The following is a 15,160-nucleotide window of genomic DNA, read 5'->3' as shown; positions in this document are numbered from 1 at the left end:
TTTATGGCTGACCCAAAATCCACTTTTTACGTCACGACGCCGATTTACTACCCGTCGGGACGACTCCACATTGGTAATTCCTACACGACGGTGGCGGCCGACATGGTGGCCCGTTACCACCGGGCGTTAGGAGAAGACGTGTTCTATCTAACCGGAACCGATGAGCACGGGTTAAAAATTGAACAAAAGGCTGAGAAACTGGGCTTAGAACCCCAGGCTTACGTTGACAAGATGGCCCAACAGATTAAGGACCTCTGGATGAATCTAGATGTTTCTAACGATGACTTCATTCGGACGACCGATGACCGGCACGTCCAAGCGATGCAAAAAATCTTTCAGCGCCTGTTAGATCAGGGCGACATTTACCTCGGTCAATACACCGGTTGGTACTCTGTTTCTGACGAAGAGTACTTTACGGAATCGCAGCTTGAAGAAGTTTACCACGATGCGGATGGGAACGTGACGGGGGGCAAAGCTCCCACTGGAAACGAGGTCCAACTCGTTAACGAGGAATGTTATTTCTTTAAAATGAGTAAGTACGCCGACTGGTTGATGCAGTACTATCGGGACCACCCGGACTTCATTCAACCGAGTTCGCGGATGCATGAAATGGTCAAGAACTTCTTGGAACCCGGATTAGAAGACCTGGCCGTTTCGCGGACAACCTTCTCGTGGGGGATTCCCGTTACCGCCAACCCGAAGCATGTGGTTTACGTTTGGATTGACGCCTTAACTAACTATATTACGGCACTGGGTTATGACAGTGACAACGATAAATTATTTAAAAAATTCTGGCCGGCTAATCTGCAAATGATTGGAAAGGAAATTGTTCGATTCCACTGTATTTACTGGCCCATTATTCTGCATGCCCTCGGACTACCCTTACCAAAGGAAATCTACGGACACGGTTGGATTACGATGAAAGACGGCAAGATGTCGAAGTCGAAGGGGAACGCCATTTATCCAGAAGATCTAATTGATCGGTACGGACTAGATGCCACCCGCTACTACCTGTTAAAGGCGGTTCCGTTTGCGGGTGACGGGGTCTTTACTCCAGAAGATTTCGTGGACCGGGTCAACTATGACCTTGCCAATGACCTCGGGAACCTCTTAAATCGGACCGTGGCCATGATTAACAAGTACGAAGGCGGCGAAACGCCAGCTTACCACGCTACGGATGACGTTCCGAGTCAGGAACTGCAGGAAACGGCGGAAGCGGTAACCAAGGAATACCACGAACTGATGCAGTCGGTGCACCTGTCGGATGCCCTATCGGCCGTGTGGAAGTTAGTTAGTCAAACGAACAAGTACATCGACCAAACGGAACCGTGGGTTTTAGCTAAATCAGATGCTTCAGCAGATCAAGAACAGCTCGCCAACGTGATGGCGCACTTGGCAGCCAGCCTGCGCTTAATTGCCTTGCTCTTGAGTCCGGCCATGCCCAACGCAGCTAACCTGATTCAAAACCAACTGGGCTTAGATACGGATGGCACCTTTGACCTGCAAAGCGCCCGGTTAAGCGATTTGCCCGCTGGAAAACGGGTGATTAAAAACGGGGAACCAATCTTTCCGCGGGTCGATCGTGACGTTGAAATTGATTACATCAAGAACAAAATGACCGCCAGTGATAAAGCTAAGGGACGGGCGGCCATGAAACGAGCTGATCAGGAACAACCGGCCGGAGTTACTACGTTAAAACAGGTGAAGGATCAGATTACGATTGATCAGTTTGATGCCGTAGAACTCCGGGTTGCCGAAATTAAAGCGGTTAATAAGGTTCCAAAGGCCGACAAGCTTTTACAGTTCCAGTTAGACGCTGGTGATGACGGGAACCGACAAATTGTGTCGGGAATCGCCAAGTGGTACCCAGATTTTGCTTCCCTCGTGGGGAAGAAGGTCATTATTGTGGCTAATCTCAAACCAATTAAACTGCGGGGTGAAGTAAGCCAGGGAATGTTATTATCGGTTGAAAAACCAGATGGCAACATCCAACTGGTGACGGTTGATGCTTCCTTAACAAACGGTAGTACATTAGCATAGCTTCTAAATTAGTTTCACGGTTGCGTGAAACTTTTTTGGTTAAATGATCATTAGACAAGAGAGGAGTTTTGGAGTGCAAATTTTTGATTCCCATACCCATTTAAACGACCAAGCTTTCGCTGGCCGGGTTGATGAAATGATTGAGCACGCGAACCGCCTAGGAGTGGTTCGGATGGCTAATGTCGGATCCAATGCAGCGCTCAATCAACGGGCCATCGAGTTAGCACATCAATATCCGGAACTGGTGGCCATCGTTGGGTGGCATCCAGAGGACGGCGATGGCTACGATGAAGCCGCAGCAAAAACGTTACGGGAACAACTACAAGACGAGCAGGTGGTAGCTCTAGGAGAAATTGGGTTAGATTACCACCAGACGCGGGTGGATCGTCAGACCCAGCAGGAAGTTTTTCGCCGGCAAATTCGCCTGGCCAAGGAACTGGCAATCCCAATCTCGGTGCATAACCGGGATGCTTTTGAGGATACCTACCGGATTTTACGGGAGGAACACGTCGAAACGATTGGCGGGATTATCCATAGTTTTAACGGGGACGTGGAGTGGATGCAACGTTTCTTAGACCTCGGCATGATGCTGTCGTATAGCGGGGTGGCTAGTTTTAAAAAGACCAAGGAAGTGCACGAAGCGGTCCGCCAGACCCCCTTAGAACGGTTACTGGTGGAAACGGATGCTCCTTATCTGGCCCCAGAACCGCTCAGAGGTCATGAAAACCAACCCGGCTACACGTTATATACTCTAGAAGCCGTGGCGCGTTACAAGGACGTTAATCCGGACGTCATCGCGCAGGCCACCTTTAAAAACACCAAGCGTATTTTTGGATTGGAAGATTAGATGAGACGAATTAAAGAAGTGGTAGTGGTTGAAGGTAAGTCTGACACCAAACAGATTCAACGCGCCGTGGATGCTGATACAATTGAAACCCGCGGTTCAGCCATTAGCGACGAAACGCTGGCCTTGATTGATCGTTTAGCCCAGACCCGGGGCGTAATTGTGTTTACGGATCCGGATTTTTCTGGTGAAAAGATTCGCCGGGTAATTGCCGCTGAGATTCCAGAGGCCAAGCACGCCTTTTTGGAAAAACAAGATGCTGTGCCAGAGAAGGCCCACGGCTCCCTTGGCGTGGAACATGCGACTCTCGCAGCCATTCGCAGGGCACTGGCTCGGGTTTACACGGAAAGTGATGCTAATCCGGAAGTAATTAGTCGGGCAGAACTGCTGGAAGCTAATTTAATGGGGAGCCCGGCCGCTAAGCGTCGCCGTTTGGAACTAGGAGAATACCTCCACTTAGGCTATGTCAATGCCAAACAGTTACAGCGTCGACTGCGGATGTTTGGCATTAGTCGAGCTCAGTTTTATGAAGCACTGACGCACTTAGAAGGAGGAGAATCAGATGAACCAGAAACCCGCAATCGGGACTAGAAGTCGGACGCTTGGGATTCTAAATCAGTATCACTTAAACGCCAAGAAGAGTTTGGGGCAGAATTTCTTAGACGATTTAAACGTCTTGGAGGGAATCGTCACGGCCGCTGACGTCACGGATCAAGACGACGTGGTGGAAATTGGCCCCGGAATTGGCGCGTTGACCGAACAAATTGCCCAGCGCGCCCACCAGGTACTGGCGTTTGAAATTGATCAGAATTTGATGCCAGTGTTAGACGAGACGCTCGCTGATTATGAAAACGTCACGATTGTTAACCAAGACTTTTTACAGGCGAACGTGCCGGCAATTCTAGCCGAACAACTGGATGGGCGCCATCGACTAAAGGCGGTCGCAAACCTGCCGTATTACATTACTAAACCCATCCTTATGAACTTCTTAAAGGGATCATTATCCTTTGCGACGATTGTTTTGATGATGCAAAAGGAAGTCGCGAACCGGTTGGTGGCGCAGCCTAACGACCATGATTACGGGGCCTTAAGCGTAATGACCCAGTATCTGTACCAGGTGGAAATTGCCATTGCCGTTTCCCAAAAATCGTTTATTCCGGCTCCCAAGGTGGATTCGGCGGTCGTGAAACTGACGCCCGTAGCCACTCCAGCAGAACCGGCTTACAGTCAGACGGCCTTCTTCTCCTTTGTACACGGTTGTTTCATGCACCGGCGCAAAACGTTGTGGAATAACCTTCAGTCGGTCTTTGATAAGCAACCAGAAACGAAGGTGACCATCAAACAGGTTCTAGCGGAAACTGGAATTGCAGCGAGTGTTCGGCCTCAGGCATTAACGGTGAGCCAGTTTGTGGGGTTAACTAATCAATTTCACAAAGTCGACTTACTGAAATAGCGGGATGCTTTACATTCCGGCGTTTTTGTGCTACAATTTACTTTGTGAGGTGATTTGTAATGCAAATGAATTTACCGGATATCAGAAATTGGATTCAAGACCACCTTGGCAGTGACATTAAAGTTGTTGAACAAGCTGGAAGAAAACGAACCAATGAATACGATGGAGTCCTTGTTGAGGTTTTTCCGGCGGTATTTATTGTGGATCTTGATTCAAGTGAGCAACCTGCACATGCTTCATTTACCTACACCAAGATCTTAACCAAAGATATTCAAGTTACATTTATGTAAATAAAAAATTAAAAGACTGCGAGGGTCTTTTTTTTATTTCTTTTTTCAATAGTTTAGAATGCAAGAACTGCTAATGCAGCACCTGGTCTGGAGGACAGTAATGAACGACTTAATTTTGGCAACCCATGAGTTGCAAGAACAATTTACCGAAAAGAGCGTCCTAAACAACCTCAGTTTTGAGTTATACCGGGGTCGCTTTTTAAGCATCGTGGGGGAAAATGGAGTGGGTAAAACCACGTTAATCCGGATCATTTTGGGGCAACTGAAACCAACGCGGGGGAGCGTTGAATTTTTTCCGAACCGCAAGGCAGTGAAGATTGGCTACGTACCCCAGTTTCGTAACATCGATGATGAATATCCGCTATCAGTGAAAAATTTTGTCGCTTTAAGTTTCGCACATTCAGTGGTTCCTTGGTTACAACCAGCAGAACGTAAACGTTTGGATGCGGTTTTGGATGAAACGGAATTGACTAAGTTACAAAATGAACCACTAGGGCGGGCCTCTGGGGGAGAGAAACAACGGGCTTACTTAGCGCAGGCGCTGGCACTGGCTCCAGATCTCTTGATTCTTGACGAATCGACGGCTAGTTTGGATCCAATTGCGAAGGAGCAACTCCTCCGGTTGGTACGCAAACTAAATCAACAAACGGGCGTGACGGTGATTTCCGTTACCCATGACATCCCCCTTGCCCAACAATTTTCAGACGACTACCTCCTGTTACAGCCCAATGGATATCAATTTGGTCCGATTAAGCAGTTACAGGTGAGCGAATACCAAGGAGGAGAGCAACATGTTTAGTTTTGATTTTATGCGTAATGCCTACCTGGCTAGTACTATGATTGCAATTGTATGTGGTTTCATTGGGGTGTTTGTGGTGGCCCGCAACATGTCGTTTTTGACCCATACCCTATCGGAAATTGGCTTTGCGGGGGCTGCCTTTGGGATGTTTGTCGGCATTACGCCTTTGAATGGAATGCTCTTGTTCACAATGGTTAGTTCGGTCCTAGTCGGCCGGATGAGCACGAAGGCAGCCCGACGCGAAAATTCGATTAGTGCTATTTCGGGGCTCTTTATCGGGCTAGGAGTGCTTTTTTTGGCCCTTTCCAATAAGAGTGCCAGTTACGCGACTAACATTCTGTTTGGGAGTGTCGTTGGAATTAGTCCGTCAGATGTCTACCAAATGGTAATTCTAGCTGTAATTGTGCTTGTGGTTCTCTTTTTGATTTATCGAAACCTAAAATTTGATTCCTTTGATCCGGTGGGGGCAAGTGCTCAACATGTCCACAGTGGTTTGATGTCCGTCCTTTTCTTGCTGTTATTGGCGCTGAGTGTGTCGGTGGCCGCTCAAATTGTCGGTTCGTTGCTAATCTTTATTCTCTTGACCTTGCCAGCAGCTAGTGCGAAATACTTTGCGCACTCGGTCAGTGGGATGATTTTTGTTGCAATTGTCTGCGGACTGTTAGGGGTCTGGCTGGGTTTATACCTCGGGTACATTACTAACTTACCGGTTAGCTTCTTTATCGCCACAATTGAATGTGGTTTGTACTTTTTAGCCCTCATTTACAATCACTTTAAAGAGGGCGTCTAACGAAAAAGAACTTGATGCATTGCATCAAGTTCTTTTTTAACGTTGTTTACGCTGTAATGAGCGGTACCAGAGGTATTGAAGGGCAAAGATAATGCCATAAATTAAAAAAACCAGTACCAGGATGGTGAGCCGCAAAGGAAGGGGCGCTGCTCCAAGGACTGCGTCCGGATGGCGCATAGTGAGAGCGCTAATTAAGACGAGTAAGCTCAAAATTTCAATGACTAGCATTGCTTTCCACCGTTTCATTGTTACTTCACCACCTTCAATTTATTATCTCTATCGTACCACGTTAGCAGCTAATGCAAAAATGGGCCAGGGACAGCAATGGTTTTTAACGAACGTTAGTGATTTCTAAATTTTTATTTTCTTTTTTGACAAATTTATGACTTTTAACGTAAAAACCGAACAATTATGCTAAAATTTCAGTGGGGCAAATCTATAATGAGGTGAAATTATGAAAATTAAACGAAGTGAACGATTGGTCGACATGACTGATTACCTATTAAATCGACCACACGCACTGATTCCGTTAACCTTTTTTGCGCAACGGTATGACTCAGCCAAGTCGTCTATCAGTGAAGATCTAACCATTTTAAAACGAACCTTCCAGGACCGTGGGATTGGACTAGTCGAAACGGTGCCCGGTGCTGCTGGCGGAGCTAAATACATTCCTTACATCCTAAAAGAAGACGCCGATGAGTTTATGGATGAGGTCATTGAAATTTTAAATAATTCCCACCGGTTGTTACCGGGGGGTTATGTTTATATGTCTGACATTTTGGGTGATCCTGACAAGTTGCGTTACTTGGGTCGGATGATTGCGACGCAGTATCTTAACCAACGGGTGGATGCAGTTTTGACCGTGGCTACCCGGGGAATCCCAATCGCCCAGGCAGCTTCTTCGTATTTAAACGTGCCGTTGGTAATTGCTCGTCACGATACTAACATCACCGAGGGGTCGACGGTGAGCGTGAACTACGTCTCTGGATCCAGTAAAAAGATCAAACGGATGACCATTTCCAAACGGAGCTTGGAGCAGGGGGCCAATGTTTTGATCGTTGATGACTTTATTCATGGTGGGGGAACCATTAATGGGTTAACCTCGCTGATTGAAGAGTTTGACTGTAATCTGGTGGGAAGCACTTTCTTTGCTGAGGGAGCATACCAGAGTGGTTCACAAGCGGTCGGAAACTACACATCACTGGTTAAAATGGAAGATACCAACGACGGCAACATGCGGATTACCAAGGGGAATTACGACGAAAAAATTTTTGGAACGAGTAAGTAGGAGTAGGAAAAGATGGGAACGAGAAATACAATCATTCTAGCGGCCGGCAAGGGAACGAGAATGAAATCGAAATTATACAAGGTATTACATCGGATCTGTGGGAAGTCAATGGTTGATCACGTTTTGACCCAGGTCAGTCAGCTCGATATGGACCAAATTGTGACGGTGGTCGGTTTTGGTGCCGACGCAGTGGAAGAAGAATTAGGCAATCGAACCGAATACGTGGTGCAAGACCAACAATTGGGAACGGGAGATGCAGTGTTGCGCGCTGAACCGTTGCTTAAAAATGCTTCCGGAACGACCCTCGTGATTAGTGGAGATACCCCCCTCTTTACTGCGGCCACGTTAAAGAAACTCTTTGCTTATCATGAAGCAAAGAAGGCCACAGCCACGATTTTAACTTCAATGGCTCCGGACCCGACCGGCTACGGGCGAATCATTAGAAACGATCTTGGGATTGTTGAAAAGATCGTCGAAGAAAAGGACGCTGATTCTGAAGAAAAGACGATTCGTGAAATTAACACCGGGGTGTACGTGTTTGATAACCAAAAGCTGTTTGAAGCGCTCCACCACACCACCAACAATAACGCCCAGGGGGAATACTACCTGACGGATGCGATTGAGGTCTTAAAGCAACAGGGGGATACGATTGCCGCCTACAAAATGGCTGACTTTTCTGAATCCATGGGCGTTAATAATCGGGTCGCTCAGGCGGCGGCCACTAAGGTGATGCAACAACGGATCAATGAAGCCCACATGAATAACGGAGTGACCATCATCGATCCAGCTTCGACATACATTGATGCTGACATCGAAATTGGCCCAGATACAATCATCGAACCCGGGGTGCAACTGCAGGGGAAGACCAAGATTGGTAGCGATTGTGTGATTGGGTCCCATTCAAAGCTAGTGGACAGCATGATTCATGATGACGTAACAATCACTGCTTCTACGCTTGAGAGCGCCGAAATGGAATCACACTCAAACATTGGACCAAACAGTCATCTTCGTTCGGAAGCTCACATTGGTGAATACGTACACATCGGAAACTTTTGTGAAGTGAAAAAGGCTTACATTGGGTCAGGCACGAAGCTGGGGCACCTGACCTACGTTGGAAATGCCACCCTTGGTAAGAACATTAACATTGGTTGTGGAGTGATTTTTGCGAACTACGATGGCAAGCACAAACACGAAACCACGGTAGGCGATGACGTCTTTATCGGTAGCAATGCCAATTTAATTGCGCCGGTTACGATTGCTGATCACAGTTTCATTGCCGCTGGTTCAACGATTACGGATGACATTCACCAGTACGACATGGCCATTGCCCGGAGTCGGCAGACCAACAAACCGAATTACTACCAAAAGCTACCGTTTGACGGGGCAGATTAATTTGCTGAAAAAAGCCAAGCATAATATAATCTAGTGGAGAGGACAAATTACTAACGGGGGCTATTATGGACACCAAAACAACTGATTCAAACATGAAAATTTTTGCGTTAGATTCCAACCTACCACTTGCCGAAAAGGTCGCGGATCACATTGGAATCCCGCTGGGAAAAGCATCGGTTTCCCACTTTAGTGATGGTGAAATTAAAATTACGATTGATGAAAGTGTCCGGGGGGATGACGTGTACATCATCCAGTCGACCTCTAATCCCGTCAACGATAACCTGATGGAAATTTTGATTATGGTGGATGCCTTACGCCGGGCTAGTGCCGCAACGATTAACGTTGTGATTCCATACTACGGCTATGCGCGTCAGGATCGTAAGGCCCGGTCTCGCGAACCAATTACCGCTAAGCTAGTTGCCGATATGTTGCAAACCGCTGGGATTACTCGGGTGGTGGCGTTAGACCTCCATGCAGCTCAAATTCAGGGCTTCTTTGACGTTCCAGTTGACCACTTAATGGGGGCTCCACTGTTGGCAGACTACTTCATTCAAAATCATTTGAATGAAGACGCCGTGGTGGTTTCTCCGGATCACGGTGGCGTTTCGCGGGCCCGGGCGTTGGCCGAATTTTTGAGTGATCCAATTGCGATTATTGATAAGCGGCGGCCCAAAGCTAACGTGGCTAAGATTATGAATATCATTGGTGACGTGAAGGGGAAGCGGGCCATCATGATTGATGACATGATTGATACCGCGGGAACCATTACGCAGGGGGCTCAGGCCTTGATTGACGCTGGCGCCAAGGAAGTGTACGTCTGCTGTACTCATCCGGTCTTATCTGGACCAGCAACGGACCGCTTGGAAAAGTCCCCCATTAAGCAAGTGGTGGTTACGGATTCAATTCAGTTACCAGCAGAAAAGGAAATTGCTAAGATTAAGCAAATTTCCGTGGCACCCCTCGTTGGTGATGCCATTTTACGAATTGACCAAAACCGGCCGGTGAGCCCGTTGTTTAATTCCCGGTTTAACTACGAAATGGACGAAATGAAACACGACTAAAAAAGAGTGATTTAGCAGTTGCTAAATCACTCTTTTTCTACGGAGCAGATTAATCGGAATCATTGACAAAATGGTTTATAGCGTATGCTACTCCATCTTCACTGTTGGGTTTGGTGATGAATTGTGCCGCGTTTTTAACGTCGTCAATTCCATTCCCCATGGCGACACCTAGCCCCGCGTATTTAATCATACTGAGGTCATTTTCCTGGTCTCCAATCGCCATCACGTTGCTAGCGGTAAAGCCCAACTTTTCAGCGAGGTGTTTCACAGCAGTTCCCTTGCCGGCATTGGCGTTCATGAATTCCAAGAAGACGGGCGTACTCTTTACCACTCCCATGCGCTGTTTAATTGAGTCGGGAATGTTGTGGTTAGCGAGATCAATTTTGTCTGGTTCGTCAATGAACATTAATTTGGCAATGTTAAATTCGGGCGTGATTTCCTCGGGGGTGCGATAATGAATCGGAAGGTTAACTAACTGGCTTTCAAAGACGCTGTAAGGACTGATATCACGGTTAGTGGTGTAAATGCCGTCGGTGGTTTCAATCTGGAAGTGAACGCCCATTTCCCGTGACATCATTTCGATTTCTAAAAAGTCCTCGTAGTGGACGCTGGTTTCAAAGATCACCTGGCCGGTTAAATCTTCGGCAACAGAACCGTTAAAGGCGATTGCATATTCAGATGCACCGCTCAGACCGAGCGGCTTTAAGTACGGCCGGATGCCGGCGAGCGGTCGGCCTGAGCACAGGACAATTTTGAGGCCGTGTTGGCGCGCCTGCTTGATGGCGGTAATGGTGGCTGGAGCGAGTTCGTTTTTTTCGTTGAGCAGGGTACCATCAATGTCGATGGCAATTAATTTAATGTCAGTCATGAAGTGACTCCTTTGGTTGAATAATGTGATCATTTTGAATGTAACTTTGAAACTGAGTGGCGGTTTCCGCAAATAAGCCGGCTGCTTCGGGCTGAAACATTTCCTTAGGAAAGAAAAAGCGACTGTCACCCACGTCTCTTCCCGTGATGGTTTGTACTAACAGACTCGCCTGGGACAGTTCAATCAAACTACCATCTTTTTCCATTAGCTCAATTTGGGCGTTGGGATGTTGGTCAGTCGGATCGTAGACGTCGTAGGGCTGATTGTAGCTGTTATCGGTAGCGGTATAGTAGGTCGAATCAAAGCCCACGGCATCCACCAACTGACGTAAGTGAGCTAACAGGGGTTTAGTTTCTTCCGTGAACTGCGCGGACTTAAACGGTTTACGGTCTAAAAAGCGCGTGGATAAATCCGCTAAAATGGGATCCGGAAAGGTGCGCCAGCCAGAAAAGGAAGTCGTCAAGACCCCATCGTCTAGTTGCAAGTACTGCGTCAGATCACGGGTTATGTCAAACTGTTCGGTCAAAAACGGTTGCAGGAGTCCGGGCTGAAATTCTTCCGGATACTGCTCTGGATGCTGGGCAATCAGCCGGGCGCGGTTCAAGAGGTGGGCTAAAATGACCTCCATTGACCGAGATGTCGGGTGAAAGTAGACCTGCAGGTACATTTGATAGCGGGAGACGATGTAGTATTCAATCGCGTGTAACCCACTTTTTTTAAAGCAAATGCCATGCTCGTAGGGCCGCATCACCTGTAAAATGCGGTCAAGATCGAAGTTTCCGTACTGTGCCCCGGTAAAATACGAATCCCGCAGGAGGTAGTCCATCCGATCAGCATCACACTGACTGGAGATCATTTGGACCACCTGTTGGTTGGGATAGGTTTTATTGATCACGCTGGCCACCTGATTGGGGAAATTAGGCCCCATTTGGCGGAGCACCTGATTAACTTCCGTTTCCTTTGAGGTGATGATGGCCTGCGTAATCTCTTCATGATTGGTATGAAAGATGTGTTCAAAGGTATGCGAATAAGTTCCGTGGCCAATATCGTGCAAAAGGCCGGCACATTCAGCAACCAACCGATCATGGTCGTCCCACAGGCCGTCCTGTCCACCGTTTTGAGTGGGATAGTTGCGTTGGAAATGATTGCAAATCCGCCGAACAATTTCATAGACGCCTAGTGAATGCGAAAACCGGGTGTGCTCAGCGCCAGGAAAGGTTAACGATGTTGTGCCAAGCTGATGAATCCGACGCAGACGTTGAAACTCCGTCGTGTTAATCAAATCCATGATAATTTGATCTTGAATGTAGATGTGGCTGTGGACGGGGTCTCTAATGACCTTTTCTTGTTTTAATTTTTCCGTCTGGTAGCTCATGCTTTCACCTCCGTTTTCCTCCCATTATAGCGTATCGCTGGTAATTCGTCAGAGGCAAATTTCGTAATAACCATTAGTTAGCAACCATTAGATTGAGAAAGGACTAGGTAAAATGACCAAAAAACAGCTAGGAAAGCCGATTCATATTGAAGGGCAAACCATTTTGCACCAGGGAGATAATGAGGAACATCACCACTTTGAAGCGGCCGGCCAACTGTTACAGCTGGGAGAGACCGTGTACCTGCGTTTTAACGAAACACTGGATGCGGATGTCCCCGTAACCTATAAAATTGACGGGCCGGATTCCGTGCGGATTAGTCGTCGCGGGGAGAGTCAACTCACCCTCCACTTGATTGCAGGACAACGAACGCAAAACGTTGATGTGACGCCGTATGGAAAGCTCCAATTAGAAGCCGAAGCATCGGCGGTCCAGGCAGAATTGGACTTAGAATCGTTGCAAGGAACGGTCAGGGCCGACTACCGGATTTTTACGAATGATGAAGAGGTTGGTAACCACCAGATTCGATTGCAATTTTACCGATAAGTTAGTATCATGAAGTATAACGGTAAACTAGAAAGGCGTGTGTCTAATTTGGAACTTAAAAAGCTCGATGAAACCAACAAAAATGAATTATCAATGATTGAAGTTGCCCATGCCATCTTGGCAGATCAGGGTAAAACAATGCAGTTTCCTGACTTAGTAAATGCCATTCAAGCATACACGGGCTTTAGTGACCAAGAAATTAAGGATAAGCTCGTCCAATTTTACACAGACCTAAACGTCGATGGGAGTTTTATTTCGCTTGGTAACAACGTCTGGGGCTTACGGACTTGGTATCCATACGAATCAGTCGACGAAGCTACGGCCAGTGAAGGTGATGACCAACCGAAGTCAAAGAAACGGCACAAGATTAATGCCTTCCTAGCGGATGCTTCCGATGAAGACGATGTGATTGACTACGAAAACGATGATCCAGAGGATGACGATGACATTGTTGAAGATGATGACGAAATTGATTACGACAACGACGATCCGGAAGATGAAGACTTTCACGATGACATCGATGACGTTGAACTTCAAGATGACGAGGATCATGAAGAAGACGAGGATGATGATCAAGAAGATTAAACTTGACGGTGCAACATTTTTTTATTATCATCTTTCTTGGGCACTTTACGAAATGTAAAGCATTCGAATTCCAAAGCTCCCCTTCAATTTGAGAACGGGGAGCTTTTTTTGTTGTTTCCGTAATTCTAGACTTAGATAGGAGTCGATTGATATGACAAAGTATATTTTTGTAACCGGTGGTGTGGTTTCATCACTCGGAAAGGGAATCGTTTCAGCGTCACTCGGACGGTTATTGAAAAACCGGGGGTTAAAAGTGACAGTGCAAAAGTTTGATCCATATATTAACGTGGATCCGGGAACGATGAATCCATACCAACATGGAGAAGTATTTGTGACAAATGACGGGACGGAAACGGACTTGGACCTAGGTCACTACGAACGTTTTATTGATAACGACTTAAATAAGTATTCGAACGTCACGACCGGCAAAATTTACCAAGAAGTGTTGGAAAAAGAACGGCATGGAGACTACCTGGGAGCTACCGTTCAAGTAATCCCACACATCACGGGTATGATTAAAGAAAAGATCATGCGGGCTGCTAAGACGACCGATTCGGACGTTGTTATTACTGAAATTGGTGGAACCGTTGGAGACATTGAGTCCCTACCGTTCTTAGAAGCAATTCGGGAAATGAGAAACGAAGCCGGTTTTGATAATACTTACTACATTCACACGACTTTGGTTCCGTATCTAGAAGCAGCGGGTGAGATGAAATCTAAGCCGACCCAACACAGTGTAAAAGAACTTCGGAGTGTGGGGATTCAACCAGACATGTTGGTCTTACGTTCAGAAAAAGAAATTCCAGAAAGCATGAAGAAGAAGATTTCGATGTTCTGTGATGTAAACGAAAAGAGTATCATCGAATCTATTAATGCTCCGAACTTGTACCAATTACCATTAAGTTTCCAAGCCCAGGGAATGGACGATCAAATCTTAGCGCACTTTAAGCTGAAGACTCCAGAAGCTAATATGGAAGATTGGAAGCAGATGGAAAACCACATTCGTCATCTGAGCAAAACGGTGAACATCGCGTTGGTAGGCAAGTACGTGAAGTTAAAGGATGCCTACATCTCAGTTGATGAAGCCCTTAGACACGCTGGTTATGCTGCTGACGCCGATGTTAAGATTACTAACATTGATGCCGAAAAGATTACGGATGATAACGTTGTAGAAGTCCTAGCTGACTTTGATGGAATCATCGTTCCTGGTGGTTTTGGTAGTCGGGGAATCGAAGGAATGATTACGGCAATTCGCTACGTTCGGGAAAATGATATTCCGTTTCTGGGAGTTTGTCTTGGGATGCAGGTCACCACGATTGAATACGCTCGCGACGTGTTAGGATACAAAGATGCCAACTCCACCGAGTTTGATCAAAATACCAAGCACAACGTGATTGACCTGATGGCTGACCAAAACGATGTTTCTGGAATGGGAGGAACGCAACGGTTAGGTGCTTACCCAGCGAAATTAAAACCTGGGACCCAAACGGCGGCCGCTTACGACAATCAAAAAGAAATTTCCGAACGGCACCGGCACCGTTACGAATTTAACAATCAATTTAGAAAAGAACTAGAGGATGCCGGCTTGGTAATTTCTGGAACTTCCCCTGACGACCAGTTGGTAGAAATCGTTGAAGTTCCGCACAAGCAATTCTTTGTGGCGGCGCAATACCACCCCGAATTCTTATCCCGGCCGAACCGACCAGAAGGGCTTTTTAAAGCCTTTGTGGCTGCTGCGACGAAGCACCATGAAGCTCGGGAGAAGTCAGCAAAATAAATTTTTTCCCTTCAATTACGGGAATGTATTGTAATCCAACGCTTTTTTACTTAT

16 protein-coding genes are annotated in these 15,160 nt (G+C 46.8%); 13 read left to right on the top strand and 3 right to left on the bottom strand.

Translation table 11 applies throughout. From position 1 onward, the window contains the following. Window positions 1-3 precede the first annotated feature (3 nt). From metG to M3M39_RS07350, 7 genes are all read left to right on the top strand, one after another. On the top strand, window positions 4-2,040 hold the full coding sequence (gene metG, locus M3M39_RS07380; protein ID WP_252797189.1) for a methionine--tRNA ligase: 2,037 nt from the start codon (window positions 4-6) through the stop codon (window positions 2,038-2,040). 73 nt (window positions 2,041-2,113) lie between these two features. Then, entirely contained in the window at window positions 2,114-2,887 is a 774-nt protein-coding gene (locus tag M3M39_RS07375) for a TatD family hydrolase (RefSeq protein WP_252797188.1), read from the top strand. After that, the gene (gene rnmV, locus M3M39_RS07370; protein ID WP_252797187.1) at window positions 2,888-3,475 is read left to right on the top strand and encodes a ribonuclease M5; all 588 of its coding nucleotides are present in this window, start codon (window positions 2,888-2,890) and stop codon (window positions 3,473-3,475) included. Next, entirely contained in the window at window positions 3,447-4,337 is an 891-nt protein-coding gene (gene rsmA / locus M3M39_RS07365) for a 16S rRNA (adenine(1518)-N(6)/adenine(1519)-N(6))-dimethyltransferase RsmA (RefSeq protein ID WP_252797186.1), read from the top strand. Before rnmV ends, rsmA begins: the two co-directional genes overlap by 29 nt. Before the next feature lie 59 nt (window positions 4,338-4,396). Beyond that, a complete protein-coding gene (locus M3M39_RS07360) occupies window positions 4,397-4,627 on the top strand; it encodes a Veg family protein (protein ID WP_252797185.1) in 231 nt (76 codons plus the stop codon). Between the two features lie 100 nt (window positions 4,628-4,727). After that, entirely contained in the window at window positions 4,728-5,426 is a 699-nt protein-coding gene (locus M3M39_RS07355) for a metal ABC transporter ATP-binding protein (RefSeq protein ID WP_252797184.1), read from the top strand. Further along, a complete protein-coding gene (locus M3M39_RS07350; RefSeq protein WP_252797183.1) occupies window positions 5,419-6,216 on the top strand; it encodes a metal ABC transporter permease in 798 nt (265 codons plus the stop codon). The genes M3M39_RS07355 and M3M39_RS07350 overlap by 8 nt, the downstream gene beginning before the upstream one ends. A 36-nt stretch (window positions 6,217-6,252) precedes the next feature. Here M3M39_RS07350 and M3M39_RS07345 read toward each other — a convergent pair whose 3' ends face one another. Beyond that, the gene (locus M3M39_RS07345; protein ID WP_252797182.1) at window positions 6,253-6,462 is read right to left on the bottom strand and encodes a hypothetical protein; all 210 of its coding nucleotides are present in this window, start codon (window positions 6,460-6,462) and stop codon (window positions 6,253-6,255) included. 208 nt (window positions 6,463-6,670) lie between these two features. Between M3M39_RS07345 and purR the strand changes: the two genes are divergently transcribed. From purR to M3M39_RS07330, 3 genes are all read left to right on the top strand, one after another. Then, on the top strand, window positions 6,671-7,504 hold the full coding sequence (purR, locus tag M3M39_RS07340) for a pur operon repressor (protein WP_252797181.1): 834 nt from the start codon (window positions 6,671-6,673) through the stop codon (window positions 7,502-7,504). 12 nt (window positions 7,505-7,516) lie between these two features. Then, window positions 7,517-8,896 (top strand): bifunctional UDP-N-acetylglucosamine diphosphorylase/glucosamine-1-phosphate N-acetyltransferase GlmU, encoded by a 1,380-nt coding sequence (gene glmU, locus M3M39_RS07335; RefSeq protein WP_252797180.1) that lies wholly within the window; start codon window positions 7,517-7,519, stop codon window positions 8,894-8,896. A gap of 65 nt (window positions 8,897-8,961) precedes the next feature. Then, a complete protein-coding gene (locus tag M3M39_RS07330) occupies window positions 8,962-9,957 on the top strand; it encodes a ribose-phosphate diphosphokinase (RefSeq protein WP_252797179.1) in 996 nt (331 codons plus the stop codon). Window positions 9,958-10,006: 49 nt separating this feature from the next. Here M3M39_RS07330 and yidA read toward each other — a convergent pair whose 3' ends face one another. Continuing rightward, window positions 10,007-10,825 carry a sugar-phosphatase gene (yidA, locus tag M3M39_RS07325; RefSeq protein WP_252797178.1) on the bottom strand — a complete coding sequence of 273 codons (819 nt, stop codon included), beginning with the start codon at window positions 10,823-10,825 and terminating at the stop codon, window positions 10,007-10,009. After that, window positions 10,818-12,200: an HD domain-containing protein gene (locus M3M39_RS07320; RefSeq protein ID WP_252797177.1), complete on the bottom strand. Its 1,383-nt coding sequence runs from the start codon at window positions 12,198-12,200 to the stop codon at window positions 10,818-10,820. The genes yidA and M3M39_RS07320 overlap by 8 nt, the downstream gene beginning before the upstream one ends. Before the next feature lie 112 nt (window positions 12,201-12,312). On the opposite strand from M3M39_RS07320, the gene M3M39_RS07315 reads away from it, so the two are divergent. The 3 genes from M3M39_RS07315 to M3M39_RS07305 all read left to right on the top strand — a co-directional run bounded on the left by M3M39_RS07315 (window position 12,313) and on the right by M3M39_RS07305 (window position 15,106). Continuing rightward, window positions 12,313-12,744: a YwiB family protein gene (locus M3M39_RS07315; protein ID WP_252797176.1), complete on the top strand. Its 432-nt coding sequence runs from the start codon at window positions 12,313-12,315 to the stop codon at window positions 12,742-12,744. Window positions 12,745-12,792: 48 nt separating this feature from the next. Beyond that, entirely contained in the window at window positions 12,793-13,329 is a 537-nt protein-coding gene (gene rpoE / locus M3M39_RS07310) for a DNA-directed RNA polymerase subunit delta (RefSeq protein ID WP_338028472.1), read from the top strand. Between the two features lie 151 nt (window positions 13,330-13,480). After that, window positions 13,481-15,106 (top strand): CTP synthase, encoded by a 1,626-nt coding sequence (locus tag M3M39_RS07305; protein WP_252797175.1) that lies wholly within the window; start codon window positions 13,481-13,483, stop codon window positions 15,104-15,106. The last annotated feature ends 54 nt before the right edge of the window (window positions 15,107-15,160 follow it).

It is taken from the genome of Fructilactobacillus hinvesii (assembly GCF_024029435.1).
Lineage (GTDB): Bacteria > Bacillota > Bacilli > Lactobacillales > Lactobacillaceae > Fructilactobacillus > Fructilactobacillus hinvesii.
Note: the sequence above shows the minus strand (reverse complement) of the source record. Positions and strands in the feature narration are given on the sequence as shown.

Bases quoted from the DNA above. Each gene is read 5' to 3' on its own strand.
- metG (WP_252797189.1), top strand. From the start codon at position 4: ATGGCTGACCCAAAATCCACTTTTTACGTCACGACGCCGATTTACTAC.
- rnmV (WP_252797187.1), top strand. From the start codon at position 2,888: ATGAGACGAATTAAAGAAGTGGTAGTGGTTGAAGGTAAGTCTGACACC.
- rsmA (WP_252797186.1), top strand. From the start codon at position 3,447: ATGAACCAGAAACCCGCAATCGGGACTAGAAGTCGGACGCTTGGGATT.
- M3M39_RS07360 (WP_252797185.1), top strand. From the start codon at position 4,397: ATGCAAATGAATTTACCGGATATCAGAAATTGGATTCAAGACCACCTT.
- M3M39_RS07355 (WP_252797184.1), top strand. From the start codon at position 4,728: ATGAACGACTTAATTTTGGCAACCCATGAGTTGCAAGAACAATTTACC.
- M3M39_RS07350 (WP_252797183.1), top strand. From the start codon at position 5,419: ATGTTTAGTTTTGATTTTATGCGTAATGCCTACCTGGCTAGTACTATG.
- M3M39_RS07345 (WP_252797182.1), bottom strand. From the start codon at position 6,462: ATGAAACGGTGGAAAGCAATGCTAGTCATTGAAATTTTGAGCTTACTC.
- purR (WP_252797181.1), top strand. From the start codon at position 6,671: ATGAAAATTAAACGAAGTGAACGATTGGTCGACATGACTGATTACCTA.
- glmU (WP_252797180.1), top strand. From the start codon at position 7,517: ATGGGAACGAGAAATACAATCATTCTAGCGGCCGGCAAGGGAACGAGA.
- M3M39_RS07330 (WP_252797179.1), top strand. From the start codon at position 8,962: ATGGACACCAAAACAACTGATTCAAACATGAAAATTTTTGCGTTAGAT.
- yidA (WP_252797178.1), bottom strand. From the start codon at position 10,825: ATGACTGACATTAAATTAATTGCCATCGACATTGATGGTACCCTGCTC.
- M3M39_RS07320 (WP_252797177.1), bottom strand. From the start codon at position 12,200: ATGAGCTACCAGACGGAAAAATTAAAACAAGAAAAGGTCATTAGAGAC.
- M3M39_RS07315 (WP_252797176.1), top strand. From the start codon at position 12,313: ATGACCAAAAAACAGCTAGGAAAGCCGATTCATATTGAAGGGCAAACC.
- M3M39_RS07305 (WP_252797175.1), top strand. From the start codon at position 13,481: ATGACAAAGTATATTTTTGTAACCGGTGGTGTGGTTTCATCACTCGGA.